At 55.7% G+C, this 14854-nt stretch carries 14 protein-coding genes; 5 read left to right on the plus strand and 9 right to left on the minus strand.

Annotation, left to right across the window (positions count from 1 at the left end; translation table 11 throughout):
* Nucleotide 1: 1 nt before the first annotated feature.
* From QCD60_RS21520 to ccoN, 7 genes are all read right to left on the minus strand, one after another.
* Nucleotides 2–2455: a heavy metal translocating P-type ATPase gene (locus QCD60_RS21520; RefSeq protein ID WP_279788288.1), complete on the minus strand. Its 2454-nt coding sequence runs from the start codon at nucleotides 2453–2455 to the stop codon at nucleotides 2–4.
* Between the two features lie 2 nt (nucleotides 2456–2457).
* Nucleotides 2458–2976: a FixH family protein gene (locus QCD60_RS21525; protein WP_279788290.1), complete on the minus strand. Its 519-nt coding sequence runs from the start codon at nucleotides 2974–2976 to the stop codon at nucleotides 2458–2460.
* A gap of 257 nt (nucleotides 2977–3233) precedes the next feature.
* Nucleotides 3234–4637 carry a cytochrome c oxidase accessory protein CcoG gene (ccoG, locus tag QCD60_RS21530; RefSeq protein WP_279788293.1) on the minus strand — a complete coding sequence of 468 codons (1404 nt, stop codon included), beginning with the start codon at nucleotides 4635–4637 and terminating at the stop codon, nucleotides 3234–3236.
* Between the two features lie 208 nt (nucleotides 4638–4845).
* Nucleotides 4846–5733: a cytochrome-c oxidase, cbb3-type subunit III gene (ccoP, locus tag QCD60_RS21535; RefSeq protein WP_279788296.1), complete on the minus strand. Its 888-nt coding sequence runs from the start codon at nucleotides 5731–5733 to the stop codon at nucleotides 4846–4848.
* The gene (locus QCD60_RS21540) at nucleotides 5730–5933 is read right to left on the minus strand and encodes a cbb3-type cytochrome c oxidase subunit 3 (RefSeq protein ID WP_279788298.1); all 204 of its coding nucleotides are present in this window, start codon (nucleotides 5931–5933) and stop codon (nucleotides 5730–5732) included. Before QCD60_RS21540 ends, ccoP begins: the two co-directional genes overlap by 4 nt.
* A 4-nt stretch (nucleotides 5934–5937) precedes the next feature.
* Nucleotides 5938–6546: a cytochrome-c oxidase, cbb3-type subunit II gene (gene ccoO / locus QCD60_RS21545; RefSeq protein ID WP_104154280.1), complete on the minus strand. Its 609-nt coding sequence runs from the start codon at nucleotides 6544–6546 to the stop codon at nucleotides 5938–5940.
* Between the two features lie 15 nt (nucleotides 6547–6561).
* Nucleotides 6562–7989 (minus strand): cytochrome-c oxidase, cbb3-type subunit I, encoded by a 1428-nt coding sequence (gene ccoN, locus QCD60_RS21550; RefSeq protein WP_279788301.1) that lies wholly within the window; start codon nucleotides 7987–7989, stop codon nucleotides 6562–6564.
* A 392-nt stretch (nucleotides 7990–8381) separates the two neighbouring features.
* Here ccoN and QCD60_RS21555 point away from each other — a divergent pair, with 392 nt between their 5' ends.
* From QCD60_RS21555 to QCD60_RS21575, 5 genes are all read left to right on the plus strand, one after another.
* Complete coding sequence (locus QCD60_RS21555) at nucleotides 8382–8972, plus strand: alpha/beta fold hydrolase (protein ID WP_347950245.1); 591 nt, start codon at nucleotides 8382–8384, stop codon at nucleotides 8970–8972.
* 35 nt (nucleotides 8973–9007) lie between these two features.
* The gene (rlmM, locus tag QCD60_RS21560) at nucleotides 9008–10111 is read left to right on the plus strand and encodes a 23S rRNA (cytidine(2498)-2'-O)-methyltransferase RlmM (RefSeq protein ID WP_279788303.1); all 1104 of its coding nucleotides are present in this window, start codon (nucleotides 9008–9010) and stop codon (nucleotides 10109–10111) included.
* 269 nt (nucleotides 10112–10380) lie between these two features.
* Nucleotides 10381–10611: a sulfurtransferase TusA gene (gene tusA, locus QCD60_RS21565; RefSeq protein ID WP_104154278.1), complete on the plus strand. Its 231-nt coding sequence runs from the start codon at nucleotides 10381–10383 to the stop codon at nucleotides 10609–10611.
* Nucleotides 10612–10752: 141 nt separating this feature from the next.
* On the plus strand, nucleotides 10753–11706 hold the full coding sequence (locus QCD60_RS21570; RefSeq protein ID WP_279788305.1) for a ProQ/FINO family protein: 954 nt from the start codon (nucleotides 10753–10755) through the stop codon (nucleotides 11704–11706).
* Complete coding sequence (locus QCD60_RS21575; RefSeq protein WP_104154182.1) at nucleotides 11703–12269, plus strand: TIGR00730 family Rossman fold protein; 567 nt, start codon at nucleotides 11703–11705, stop codon at nucleotides 12267–12269. Before QCD60_RS21570 ends, QCD60_RS21575 begins: the two co-directional genes overlap by 4 nt.
* Here the strand turns inward: QCD60_RS21575 and QCD60_RS21580 are convergent.
* Together QCD60_RS21580 and QCD60_RS21585 are read right to left on the minus strand one after the other, a co-directional pair.
* Entirely contained in the window at nucleotides 12257–13420 is a 1164-nt protein-coding gene (locus tag QCD60_RS21580) for a DUF3080 family protein (RefSeq protein WP_279788309.1), read from the minus strand. The two genes, QCD60_RS21575 and QCD60_RS21580, sit on opposite strands and share 13 nt — an antisense overlap.
* The gene (locus QCD60_RS21585) at nucleotides 13392–14792 is read right to left on the minus strand and encodes an MATE family efflux transporter (RefSeq protein WP_279788311.1); all 1401 of its coding nucleotides are present in this window, start codon (nucleotides 14790–14792) and stop codon (nucleotides 13392–13394) included. Before QCD60_RS21585 ends, QCD60_RS21580 begins: the two co-directional genes overlap by 29 nt.
* Nucleotides 14793–14854 lie beyond the last annotated feature (62 nt).

Genomic DNA, 14854 nt, shown 5'->3' on the forward strand with positions numbered 1-14854 from the left:
TTCACGCAGGCTGGGTGGAAAGGGAGGGGGAATGAAGTGCGGAGAGTCTTTTGTCCCGACCGAGGCGCATGGCATTGCACACCACGATCAGCGAGCTGCTGGCCATGCCGACGGCAGCAAGATAGGGCGGAATCATTCCTGATGCTGCCAGCGGTAATGCAAGCAGATTGTAACCAATCGCCCAGCCGATATTTTGCCAGATGATGCGGCGGGTCTGCTGGGCAACCTCCATGGCCTGTAACAGCAGACGCAGGTCAGCTCTCAGTAGCATGCTGTCAGCACTGGTTTTGGCCAGATCGGTGGCCTGGTTCATGGCGACCGATGTCTGAGCTTGGGCCAGAACCAGCACGTCATTGATGCCGTCGCCGACCATCAATACCTGTTCGCCTGCAGCCTGCAGCGCTGTGATTTTTTCCAGCTTCTGCTCAGGTGAAACACCGGCAAACCAGTTTGAGATATTCAGCTGTGCTGCAACGGCTGCAACGGGGGCTGGCTGGTCACCACTGAGCAGGCTGACATGAAGTCCTCGTTGCAATAACTGGCTGACCACCTCATGGGCTTCAGGGCGCAAAGCGTCGGTCAGCTGAAACCATGCCAGCGGTTGATACGCATCGCAGAGCAGTAACCACTGGCCTTGCTCCGAGGGAGGAACAGGCGTTGCGGCCAGTTTTTCGGCAGCGAAGCCTGCTTTGCCAAAGCGATAGACAGTACCGGCAATACTGCCTTCGACGCCCTGGGCGACATGATTCTGCAGGTTGTCTGCCAGTTGTTCCTGATAGGGTTTGAACGCATGGGCGATAGGGTGTTCCGATCCCTGTTCCAGTGCAGCAACGACCACGCGACAGTCAGCGGCGCTCATGGTAGCCAGAGGCTGAGTGGTGTGCAGCACAAGCTTGCCTTCCGTGAGTGTGCCGGTTTTGTCGAATACCACATGCGTGATGCTGGCCAGACTTTCCAGTACATGCCCTCGTGTAATCAGAAAACCACGCTGACGCAATGCTGTGGTTGCTGCGGTCAGCGCTGTGGGAGTGGCCAGGGAAAGTGCACAGGGACAGGTGATCACCAGCACTGACAGCGTGACCCAGAAGGCATCTGTCGGATCAATCACGCTCCATACAATGGCTACCAGCGCTGATACGATCAGCACGGCCAGTACAAACCGGCTTGCTACCCGGTCGGCAATAATCGCGGTACGGGGTTTGTCTGCAAAGGCGCGCTCAAGCAGAAAGGCAATGGCAGAGGCGCGTGTGGATTGCGCAACCTTCTGCACCCTGATGGTCAGTGGGCTGGTGACATTCATCGCCCCGCCCAGCACCTGAGAGCCGGGCACTTTGGCGATAGCCACCGATTCGCCGGTAATGATGGCCTCGTCAACGGTACTATGGCCCGACTCGACCATGCCGTCAGCGGGTATCAGCTGGCCGGGTTTGACCAGAATACGATCACCCGCCAGTAAGTCTCTTGCCGCTACACGTTGTTCACCTTCACTGCTCAGCCGCAGTGCGCTGGTGGGCAGAATGGAGCTTAGCTGGTTGCCGCTTTTACCCATGCGGTGGCGGGCGCGCATTTCCACAAAGCGACCGAGCAATAACAGGAAGGTGAACATGGTGATGGAGTCAAAGTAGACTGCACCCCCTCCTGCAAAGGTTGACCACAGGCTGGCCAGATAGGCAATGCCGATAGCCAGGGAAACGGGCAGGTCCATGGTCAGGTGACGACTGCGCAGATCACGCCAGGCAGCAATAAAGAAGGGTTGCGCTGAATAGAAGACGATAGGGGTAGTGATAATAAGACTGATCAGCCGCAGATATTGCGCCTGTTTGGTTTCCATACCCTGCAGGGCACCAGCATAGAGGGCAACGGCGTACATCATCACCTGCATCATACCGATACCGGCGACACCAAGGCGGAATAACGCACTGCGGCTTTCCTTGATATTGCGCGCCTCCTCGGCATCGGGTTGATAGGGGTACGCTTTGTAGCCAAGTCGGTAGAAGGTGCCGAGCAGGTGGCTTATCAGCACCTGATCAGGATGCCATTCGAGGGTGGCGCGATGCGTGGTGAGGTTCACCGTTGCCTGCTTTACACCGGGTATCTTTCTGAGGCTGTGTTCCAGCAACCAGATGCAGGCAGCACAGGTAATTCCTTCGACAATAAATACGGCTCGTTTGTGTCCCTGCCCGGTATCTTCGACAAAATCCTGTTGCAGCGCCTGCTGGTCAAACAGCTGCAGCTCATCACTCAGCTCGCAGGTCAGCGATTGCGGTGTGAGATCAGCTGGCAGATCACCCTGCTGCCGGTGCTGGTAGTAGTCACCCAGGCCTGCATCCATGATGGTCTGGCAGACAGCCTGACAACCGGGGCAGCACATTGACCTGGGCTCGTCCCCAACCGTCACGAACCAGGTGGTATCAGCAGGCAGCGGTTGACCGCAATGAAAACAGCTCTGGGACATCGTCAGTTGAAACGCTGAGGGGTGAGTGTGACGGGGTCGGTATAGGGTGGGTGCAATTCTGCCTGCACACGCCAGCTGTCATCCTGCGGATGCAGAACCAGATAGCGCTTACCCAGCAGGGTATGCCCCAGCTGGCCGATATAGTGGCCGCCGGCCACCTGACGCAGAGGTTGTAGCAGATCACCATGCTGGTCGGTCGGATGCACAATATCCAGCAGCAGGGTCTGTGGGTAGTCGAAGCTGATCTGGGTCGATTGCAGGTCAGCAACGATTTCTCCGGTCATGTCATCCAGTTTGACGGTGGCGTGCAGCCCCAATGACTGCGCTTTGTCGGTTTTGGCGGTGACCGCCAGTGTGTCCTTGGCAGCAATGCGGTACTCATCCTTGACCACACCATCAAAGGTATAGGCAGAGATAATGGCAAAGCTCGAGCCTACGACCATTGAGGCCATCACTGGTGTCAGGACAAACCACAGCCAGGGTTGCCGATACCAGGGTTTAACGCCTTCCACACTAGGCATGATCCACTCCCGTTGTCAGGCAGGCGCATATCAGAACGTGCTCACGATCTGTTGTGCGTCGGCCACACTGCGTTGAAAAACCCTTCGGAATACTCATTCAGGACAGCCAAACTCTGCTTCCTCAGCACTTTTTACCTTGCTTGGCTTCCGCTCGCGAGATCGTCAACACGCTCTCAGAAACTGACCTGCGGCTGGAGGCGGGTAAAAGTTCATGTGCGTCGCCAGCGTCTGGGTTCGTTCTGGCTACCCACCTCAGGTTATTGCACTGGCCCGATAAAACGGTTGGTGACTTCAATATGATCATCCGCATCGTCGGCTTTAATAATGAACTGAACATCAAAGCTGGCGGGGGACAGTTTCTTATCTGTCGCCACCAGCTGAACATTGTGAGTCAGCACCTCGCTGGGCTGCAGTGTAACCCTGTTGCCACCCAGCAGCTCGAGTCTCGCCGGTGCCGTGATGCTGATGGTATAGCTATGCGCCTGCTGCGACTTATTGGCTATGCGCAGCTCATACAGGTTCTGGATGCGCTGGTCCGGCGTCAGGGTATAGAGCTGCTGACGGTCACGCATGATGTCCAGCTCCAGTGGCACACGCGTACCGATGGTGTAAAAAAATGCCCCTGTCATCACCAGCAGCGCGACGCCATAACCGATCAGACGAGGTCGCAGTATATGCGTCTGTCCGCCCTCAAGCTGGTGTTCCGTAGTATAGCGGATCAGGCCTTTGGCATAGCCCATGCGGCTCATGATGTCGTCACAGACATCAATACAGGCAGCACAACCAATGCATTCGTACTGCAGACCGTTGCGAATATCGATGCCGGTGGGGCAGACATGAACGCAGCTGTCGCAGTCGATACAGTCACCAAGGTTGACGCTTTTGGGGTCAACATTACGCTTGCGGCTACCGCGCGGTTCTCCGCGGGCAGCATCATAGGAAACGATCAGCGTATCACGGTCAAACATCACACTCTGGAAGCGGGCATAGGGGCACATGTAGATGCACACCTGCTCACGGAGCCAGCCGGCATTGCCGTAGGTGGCGAGGGTGAAAAACAGCAGCCACCAGCTTTCCCAGGGGCCGAGGTGAAGATGCAGGATATTGGGTAGCAGTTCGCGAACAGGGGTGAAGTAACCAAGGAAGGCAAAAGCTGTCCCCAGGGAAATCAGCAGCCAAAGTACATGCTTGGCCAGTTTTTTGCGGAACTTGTTGAACGACCAGCGCTGCTTATCCAGCTTCATACGCTGATTGCGATCGCCTTCAGTTACTTTCTCCACCCACATGAACATCCACGTCCAGACGCTCTGAGGGCATGAGTAGCCACACCAGAGACGACCGGCAAAGACGGTCACGAAGAACAGGGTGAAGGCGAGGATGATCAGTAGCCACGACAGCAGAATGAAGTCCTGTGGAAACAGGGTGACGCCAAAAATATGAAACTGGCGATTGGGCAGATCAAAGTGAACAGCCTGCTGTCCGTCCCAGGTCAGCCAGGACACCCCGAAAAAGCCGATCAGCAGTGCCCATCCCGCTACCATGCGCAAATTACGGAACAGCCCGCTAAAAGATTTGGTGTAAATGTGCGTGCGTTTGGCGTACAGGTCGACAATCTCGACGTCGGGCTGGGGAGAGATGTCTTTGACGGGGATCTTGCTCATCAGCTGCTCACCATTGACTGTGTGTGCACAGTGCGCCCGATGGTGTTGTGGTTACTGGGCGTCTGCGGTCATCTTGGAACGATGCGTGAATTATAGAGGTAAAGCCTTGATCTTGCGGGGGAGTTGGCCGTTTTCATCATATAAAGTAAAGGCGGCATGATCTGGATCATACCGCCTTTACGTCAGGGCTCAGGCCAGGTACCGGATGTCATTTGTGCGACAGGCTGTACACATAGGCAGCCAGCAGTTTGATCTTGTCGGCTGACAGCAGGTCTTTGTGTGCAGGCATGGCACCTGCACGACCGTTACGCAGTGTTTGCGTAATATCGGCAAAGCTGCCGCCATACAGCCAGATGTTGTCGGTCAGGTTAGGTGCTCCCAGCGCCTGCTGGCCTTTGCCATCAGGTCCATGACAGGCTGTACAGAGCGCCTGGAAGTTGGCCTGACCACGCGCTGCCGCATCGGCATTGTGTGGCTGATCAGAGAGGCTAAGCACATAGTTGGCCACGTCCTCGATACCGTCCTCACCCAGTGCATCTCCCCAGGCGGGCATGCCACCGGTACGACCGTTGGTGATGGTCGCCAGAATCGTGTCAGGGGCACCACCGTACAGCCAGTCATTGTCACCCAGGTTCGGGAAGCCGTGGCCACCCTGTGCCTGTGAACCGTGGCAGACGGCGCAGTTGTTGAGAAATAGCCGCTGCCCCATTTGTACTGCGACCGGATTCTTTGCCGCTTCCTCTATGGGAAGCGCTGCATATTTTTCAAAGACGGGCTTGTAGTGCTCATCGGCATAGGCCATTTCGGTGTTGTACTGGCCTTTGGAAGACCAGCCCAGCAAACCCTGAAAGTTACCCAGACCGGGGTAAAGCATCAGATACACCAGACCGAACACGATGGTGATGACGAACAGGTTGAACCACCAGCGCGGCAGGGGGTTGTCATACTCTTCGATGCCATCAAATTCGTGCCCCAGCGTTTGCTCGGTGGCTTCCTTGTACTTTTCACTCTTGCGGGTTTGGATCACCAGGGCGAAACAGCCGAGGATGACCGCCAGGGTAATTAACGTGACCCCTACGCTCAGTACCAGATTCATTGTTTGTTCTCCCGCTTGTGGGGTTGTGCGGTATCGCCCTGTGATGAAGGCTGCTCTTCATCATCCTCAGCAAAAGGCAGGTTGGCAGCTTCATTGAAGCCTTTGCTGCGCTTGGGATTGGCTACCCAGATGAAGAGGCCGATAAAGGTGATCAGCATGATCACGGACACCCAGGGCCGAAACGCTAGTAAATATTCCATGGTGCTATCGCTTGTTGGACTTGGTGGTGCCCAACTGCTGCAGATAAGCGACGACGGCGTCGATTTCCTTATGACCTTTGACCTCATCCCGGGCAGTTGCAATCTGGTCATCGGTGTAGGGCACGCCGAGTTTGCGCAGAGCTTCCATCTTGGCTTCGGTATCACGGCCAGTCAGCTCATTCTCAAACAGCCAGGGGTAGGCCGGCATAACTGACTCAGGAACGACGTCGCGCGGGTTGTACAGGTGCGCGCGGTGCCAGTCATCACTGTAGCGCTTGCCCACCCGGGCGAGGTCCGGGCCGGTGCGTTTTGAGCCCCACAGGAAGGGGTGGTCATAGACAAACTCGTTGGCTTCACTGAAGGCGCCATAGCGTTCCGTTTCTGCGCGCAGCGGGCGGATCATCTGTGAATGGCAGTTGTTGCAGCCTTCACGGATGTAAATGTCACGGCCTTCCAGTGCCAGCGGTGGCAGTGGCTTGATACCCGGGCCGGGCTGGGTGGTTTCCTTGAGGAAGAACAGCGGTACGTTCTCTACCAGGGTGCCGCCGCTGATGACCAGAATGATGAGCAGTGCCATCAGGCCAATATTACGTTCTATCGTATCGTGCTTGATCATGATGCCGGCTCCTTAGGCGATCTGCGCGGCGGTGGCCAGCGGTACGGTGCTGTTGCGTCGTGCGGTTTGCCAGACGTTGTAGGCCATCAGCAACATGCCAGCGAGGAAGAACGCTCCGCCCAGTGCTCGCACCATGTAACCGCCATGGCTGGCGCTGACGGCTTCCACAAAACTGTAGGTGAGGGTGCCGTCTTCATTGACTGCACGCCACATCAACCCCTGCATGATGCCGTTCACCCACATGGCGCAGATGTAGAGCACGGTGCCTATTGTTGCCAGCCAGAAGTGGGTATTGATCAGATTGGTGCTCCACATCTGGGCACGGCCAAATACCTTGGGAATGAGGTGATAGAGCGAACCGATGGAGATCATGGCAACCCAGCCCAGAGCGCCTGCATGCACGTGGCCGATGGTCCAGTCTGTGTAGTGAGACAGGGCGTTGACAGTCTTGATCGACATCATCGGTCCTTCGAAGGTAGACATGCCGTAGAAGGACAGTGACACCACCAGGAAGCGCAGAATCGGATCGGTGCGCAGTTTGTGCCAGGCACCGGAGAGCGTCATCATGCCATTGATCATGCCTCCCCAGGAGGGCGCGATCAGAATCAGTGACATGATCATTGCGACTGACTGCGTCCAGTCTGGTAAGGCGGTGTAGTGCAGATGGTGGCCACCCGCCCAGATGTAGGTGGCGATCAGTGCCCAGAAGTGAACGATGGACAGACGGTAGGAGTAGATGGGGCGCCCCGCCTGTTTGGGGACGAAGTAATACATCATGCCGAGGAAGCCAGCTGTCAGGAAGAAGCCTACGGCGTTGTGGCCATACCACCACTGCACCATGGCATCGATGGTACCTGCATACAGGGAGTAGGACTTCCACATGGTGACGGGAATTTCCATGCTGTTGACGACATGCAGCACGGCCACGGTGATGATAAAGGCCATAAAAAACCAGTTGCCTACATAGATGTGGCTGGTTTTACGGGTGGCGACAGTGCCGAGAAAAACGATGGCATAGCAGACCCAGACGATGGTGATCGCAATATCGATGGGCCATTCCAGCTCAGCGTATTCCTTGGAGCTGGTCAGTCCGAGTGGCAGGGTGATGGCAGCGGCGACGATGATGGCCTGCCAGCCCCAGAAGGTGAAAGTGGCCAGGGTGTCGGAGAACAGGCGAGTCTGGCAGGTACGTTGAACAACATAGTAGGACGTGGCAAAGAGGGCGGAGCCACCGAAGGCGAAGATCACAGCATTCGTGTGCAGCGGTCGTAAGCGACCAAAGCTGGTCCAGGGTAGGTTGAAGTTTAATTGTGGCCAGACCAGTTGGGATGCGATCAGCACCCCGATTGCCATACCGACGATACCCCACACCACCGTCATAATGGCGAACTGGCGCACTACCTTATAGTTATAAGTAGTGTGTTCAGTTGCTGTGTTCATGTCAGACTCTCATCAGCAGCTTGCTAATTAACGGAAAGGAATTGTTAGAAATTGTCGGTAATTATTAGAAAGGAAACGGGTTTTTTCAAACCGACACAGATCAAATAAGGCGCATTTAAGTATTTATATAAAGGCTCGAGCTGGATCGTGGTCGGCATGCTGATCATAGGTTTTAGAGCCTTTAACTGATTGATATTGAATATATTTTAATGATTTATTGGATCTTTTTTTACAGGAATTCATACCATCAGCATGGCCGAAATGTGCACTCTGCTGTGTTCGGAAGTGAGGATTGATTCGCTATCTATTTGATTTGGGTCAATTTTGTTTCTACGCTGAAATTCTTTTAAAAATCAATCAGGTTTTCCATGCACGGACATAAAGAATTGGCAATGCAGTATTCAATCCTGTTAATGCATGGCTCTGGGGCCGGCCACAGCAGTCGTTTTATGAGTGACTGGGCGCAGTTACTTGAAGCAGCGGGCTTGAAGGTCCATCGGCTAACCTTCCCTTATATGCAGGAGATTGAGCGCAGTGGTCGCAAACGGCCACCAGAGCGGTTCAATGTCCTGTGTGACTTTGTCGAAGAACAAGTCCTTGAACTGGCGAACGTCAATGAGCCTCTGCTGCTGGCGGGGAAGTCACTTGGTGGGCGTGTCGCTATGGCCTGTCGTGATCTGGCAGGGGTCAAGGGAGCGGTTGCTTTTGGTTATCCTTTCCATCCACCTGCCAAACCCTTGCAGGTTCGTATGGCTCCGCTGGTAGAATGCAGCGCACCGGGTTTGATCCTGCAGGGAGAGCGTGACCCTTTCGGTAAAGTAGCCGAAGTGCAGGCGTATACCCTGCCTTCATGTGTCAGCGTGCAATGGCTGACTGGGGCGGATCACGATTTCACGACTCACAGGTCGTTTGGCCAGTCCCAGCATCAGGTGCTGGAGACGGCCACACGTGCAATGCTGCAATGGATGGCGACGCTGAAATAACCCCTTTTGTTATTAATGACTGTCAGGCTGGTTGAATGGCTTTGGAATTGAATCACTTACTGCTGCTTTGTCGTGCAGGTTTCGAGCGCGAATGTGCTGTGGAAATACAGGAGCGTGCAGCCGTTGTTGGTGTCTACGGGTTTCCCCGCTTCAAAGGCGAAAGCGGCTATGTCGAGTTCGTCTGTCAGCAAGCCAATGGTGCCGTGCAGATCATGCAGCGTATTGACTGGCGCTCGCTGGTTTTCACTCGCCAGTGGGCAGCCTGTATTGCACCGTTGACCGATATTCCACGCAACGACCGGGTCGGTTTTTTCCTGCAGCATCTGGATGGTTTCCCGCAGTGTGGTGAAGTGTGGATAGAGGCTGCTGACAGTGAAGTGGGTTCCGGTCTGCAGGGGCTGTGCCGCAAATTGGTGCCGCCGCTGGCAGCCGCCTTGCGCAAGGCGGGTGTGTTGACTGCAAAGCGCGACACACATCGTGAGCGGCTGTATATCGGCTGGATGAATGAGAGCCAGGTGTTCATCGGTCTGGCGGATCCCCATCTGGCTTCACCCTGGCCTCAGGGAGTCATGCGTCTGAAGTTCCCTCCTGCTGCGCCGAGCCGTTCTACGCTGAAACTTGAGGAGGCCTGGCTGTTCTTCCTCACAGAAGAGGCCAGACAGGCCATGCTCAAACCGGGTATGAAAGCCGTCGATCTGGGGGCTTCTCCGGGGGGATGGACATGGCAGCTGGCTAATCGATATATGAAAACCACGTCAGTCGACAACGGCCCTATGGATGACGCCTTGATGGCAGGTGGCATGGTTACCCACGTTGAAGGGGATGGTTTCACCTATGTGCCTGACCGCCCGGTTGACTGGATGGTCTGTGACATCGCCGACAAGCCTGCTCGGGTTATCGACCTGATGACTAAATGGATCACCCGTGGCTGGTGCCGCTACACCGTATTCAACCTCAAGTTGCCTATGCAGAAACGCTACACTACCTACCAGCAGTGCCTTGAGGTGTTGCAGGCCGGGTGTGCGGAGGCTGAGCTGAATGTGCATATCGAGGCTCGCCATCTTTATCATGACCGTGAAGAAATCACGTTGTTCGTCTGTCGTGACGAAGACTGGCGGCGTGTGAATGGCCTCAGCTGACGACAGCGGTGGCTTGTACACTGTGTCATCCGGTCAGTCATGCTAGAATGCCCGGCCTGATATGGGGCTTCTGATTTGCTGCGTATTGGACACTCTGGAGTGAAAAGATCGTTTGGTTTCCGTGTTTACCTGAGGTAAACACTGCTACCTTCGTTCTTTATTCCTTGCAGAGTGTCAGCGAGCAGGGCCTGAACAGTTTTTTAACGCCTGCTGGCGTTGTTGTAGTGTTATCGAAGTGGGTGCACTTGGCACCAGGAGTTGTGAAGTCCGTGTCTGATTACGATCACTTTTTGGATACCAAAGGCCTCAATTGTCCAGAGCCGGTGATGTTGTTGCACAAGACGGTACGGGGCATGGAGGCTGGCCAGCTGGTAAAGGTCGAGGCCACTGATCCCTCTACGACGCGTGATATCCCCAAGTTTTGCCAGTTTTTAGGTCATGAGTTGATTGATCAGTCACAGCAGGATGATCTGTACTGCTATGTGATTCGCAAAGGCTGACAGCGGAACTGCAAGACGGATCAATTTTCACAACCCACTGGGTCTGAGTGTTGACCGGCTGACGTAATACGCTTGCTAGATGTAGTTCCTGGGTCCACATAACTGGATGCAGGCATAAGTTCTGACCAGGAGAATTTTCCCATGGCTGGATTGGATACAGCCCCCACCAACCTAGTGCAATTGCTCACCTCGTTGGAGGCCAAGTTCGAAAAGCAGCTGGCCAGCCTGGAGCAGGCAAGAGAACGTATTCGCGAGTTAGAGGCTGAAAATCAGCGTCTGCAGGCAGCATTGCAGGCGGCCAGCAGTGCTAAAGCAGAAACGGTAGCAGTGCCTTCGTCAGAACTTCTCAGTGAACCCTCTCAGTCTGTGACTGCTACATGGGAGCTGAGTGAAGAAAGTGATGTGGCATCTGCGGGTGAGAATCAGGCTGAGGAGTCTTTGGTCGCTCAGGATGAGATGGTGGAGTTACCCGAGGCGGACTCGCATTTCTCTATCGATGATCAGACCGCTGCACTCCCAGAAGAGGACGAAGAGTCGTTATCGGTAGCGTCGTCAGCCAGTGTTATTGAAAAGGCGGCCCCTGCGGAGCAGGCGTCGGCTCAGGATACGACCTCTGGTAATAGCCGTAACCAGCGCAAGAACAAGGCCGCCAACCGGGCGGCTGTGCAATGGCTGATGGATTCCTTCCCTCTGGCTTTCAGTCGCCAGCATCCCAAGCCATTACAGATTGGTATTCAGCAGTCGATGATGGAGCGTTTGCCCGGTATGGAAGGCAAGATCAAGCGTGGTCTGGCGTCCTACACGCGTTCACCGGCTTATTTGCGCTGCGTGCAGGCGGGCAAGTCACGGGTGGATATTGATGGTAAGGAAGCTGGCCATGTTGAAGAGCGTGATGCTCAGCACGCGCGTGAACAGTACAACAGTCTCTATGGCAATCGCCGTCCTGAAGGCCAGAATGAGCGCCGGAATAACAGGCAGGAGCAGGGTCGAAAGCCTGCCAGGGTAAATCGCAGCGCTGATGAGGTGGCTCAAAACCGTTCGGCCGCGCGACTGGAAGAGAAACTTCATCAACTGGTTGGGAAACATCTCTCATGAGGGAAAACGCTACCCCCACGGCCTGGCTGACAGTCTATTGTGCTTCTCGTCTGGGCAAGCATGAGGCCTATGCCGAAGCCACTCGACGTTTGGCAACGCTGATGCTGGAGCGCAACATTGGTCTGGTCTACGGCGGTTCACGTATCGGCCTGATGGGGCTGATTGCCGATACCCTGATCGAGGGGGGTGGCAGTGTGCACGGTATCATGCCAACGCATCTGCTCAATGCGGAAGTTAACCATCCTGGCCTGACGACCTTTGAGGAAGTGGCTGACATGACTGAGCGTAAGCGACGCATGCTGGCACTGGGCGATGCCTGTCTGGCGTTGCCCGGCGGGCTGGGCACACTGGAAGAGCTGTTTGAAGTGTGGTCATGGCGGCAGCTGGATCTGCACAGGAAACCAATCGGTCTGCTTAATACTGCGGGCTACTATGATGGTCTGATCGGGTTTATGCAGCACACCGTCGATGTGGGTCTGACCCGATCCGAAGCCGCCGCCCACTGTCTCAATGCTGTCGAGCCTGAGCAACTGTTACCGCAACTCCTGCCTCAGTGCTTCTGACCGGGCATCAGCCCACATTGGCTCAGCAATGTCTGCCAGGCGTTGGTATGACGCTGCTGAGCCAGCAAATAGGCCTGCCAGATACTGGTGGGCCTGTTGCTCCTCATTTCACCCTGTCTCAGCTCTGCCACACTTCCTGCTCCCTCCCACAGTTGAACCTGATAGCGTTGCAGTGCTGCAGGTAATGGGGCTGCCAGCTGGTTAAGCGTCATCCAGCGCTGGCGCCATGCTTGTGCCTGCTGATACACCTGTGCCAGATAAGGCTGCACACCGCTGGCGTAGTAGCGGCTGAATACGTTCTGGGCAATCTTGCCGGTTTCGCCGGGCTGTTGCCGATAGCATACGGGTCGGTTATGCAGCCGGGTTGTAATCAGGCTGGCATTGTCATTCAGCTGGTTGGTGATCAGTTGCAGGCTTTGCAGCAGGCGAGCGCCAAAGTCGCTGTGGTGTAAGGTTGCCAGCGCCTTCTCCAGCTCAGCAGAGTTGAGTGCCATGAGGTAAGTCCCTTCTTTTTCAGCTAGTTGTGTCTGTCTGGCCGCATAAATCAGGGTATCGAGTGCCGTCAGGCTGGCCTGAAAGCCCTGGTCGCTGTCATCGTCCTGGCCGGTTTTTGTCATGGGCTGCAGAGGTAGGGCTGAACGGGAAAACTGCTTCTCGGTCTCTTCGCTGTTGTAGATCAGGTCAATCAGCCCGTGCCGCAGATCTTGCCGTTTGGTAACGAGCACCTGCTGTAACTGCTGGTGGAAGTCCGTGAGGTCAGGGTTGGTATCGTCCAGTGACGGCAGGCACTGACTGGCCATGGCGATAAAATGCAACTCGTACAGATAGCGCTGACTGAAAGGGGCCACCTTCCCCAGAATCGAGTTTCGCTCGGCAATCAGGTCGAGCATATTGCAGTGTCGGAAGGCGAGTACGTCGATCACGCCTTCACGTATGTCAGGGTGAGTTTGCAGGCGCTCCCGGCGAGGGGGGTAGCTAGGTAAGGTAACGGATGACGGGGTGATGTCATCGACGTCAACCTCCAGCGGTCGCTCTATGCGCTGCTGGAAGTCGGTCAACAGGTCGCTGGCCGACTGCTCAATACAGCCGCCCAGCAAAGCAATGCTGATCAGTGGCAGGAGCTTAAGACAACGACCGTTGAATCGCCGCATGGCTTACCTTCTGCAGGCGTAGCAATAGCAGTAGTGCCGCAACCGTCAGACCGGCAATCAGCGCCCACCAGAAACCGGGAGCACCCATCGGAGCGTGTGGCAGGAGGTCGCCCAATGCCAGTTGCCATCCCAGGGGCAAGCCGATGCACCAGTAGGCCACACAGGTCAGCAGCATAGGGATGCGCGTATCCTTGTACCCTCGCAGTGCCCCGGCCACGCTGACCTGAGTGGCATCAGAAAACTGGAACAGTGCAGCAAGCAGCATAAGCTCGGTTGCAACCCGAATAACTCCACCATCATTGCTGTACAGCGAGGCAATCTGTTCCCCGCAATAGCGCATCAGCAGGCAGCTGATCAGTGCGCAGCTGAGCGTCAGAATCAGTCCGGTGAAGGCGCGAAAACGGGCCACCTCCGGCTGACCAGCCCCCAGTGCCTGCCCCACCCGAATGGTGATGGCCATGGCGATGCTGAGGGGGAACATAAAGCTCATGGAGGTAAAGTTGAGCGTTATCTGATGGCCGGATACCACGGTGGCTCCTAGCGGGGCCAGCAACAGGGCGATAATCGCAAACATGCTGGATTCCATGAAGATGGCCAGCCCGATGGGCACGCCCAGCTTCATCAGATCAGCAATGGTACGCATTCTGGGCCACTCGAAATGGTTGAGCAGTTTGAAGTGGCGATAGCGTGGCGAGCGGCTGATATAGCCAAGCATCGCCAGTAGCATGATCCACATCACGATACCCGTGGCCCATCCACAGCCAGCGCCGCCCATGGCTGGAATACCGAAACCACCGTAGATAAACAGGTAGTTCAGTGGTGCGTTACAGATCAGTCCGATAATGGCAATGAGCATGGCGGGGCGAGTGTGGCCCATGCCTTCGCAGAGATAACGCAGCACCTGATACATGGCGATGGCCGGTACTCCGACTGCCACGCCATTGAGATAGACCTGCGTCTGGTACTGCAGATCGGTATCACCATCCATGAAGTAACCGAGCAGGGGGCTGGCATTCAGCAACAGCAGCATCGCCAGCGCACCGATCAATACCGATAACCACAGTGCCTGCCGGACCATCGGAGCAATGTCGTCATGACGCTCAGCGCCGAACAGATGAGAGACATTGGCGGTGGTAGCCAGCAGCGTGCCGATAATAAACAGGAACATCGGTACCCATACGCTGGAGCCAACTGCCACGGCCGCCAGATCCTGCGGGCTGACGGCACCTGCCATCAGCGTATCAACGAAGGACATACCGGTCTGTGCCAGCTGGCCGCCAATAATGGGCAGAGCCAGGACCATCAGCGCCTTCAGTTCGCTTCGTCGAGACAGGGGAGGTGTAGCAGGAGCAATGGTGACAGACGACGCCATAAGCATTCTCGGTTGGGATAGGCACGGATAAACAAGCGGACCACAGTATAGCTAACTCAGTT

The organism is Pokkaliibacter sp. MBI-7 (assembly GCF_029846635.1).
GTDB lineage: Bacteria > Pseudomonadota > Gammaproteobacteria > Pseudomonadales > Balneatricaceae > Pokkaliibacter.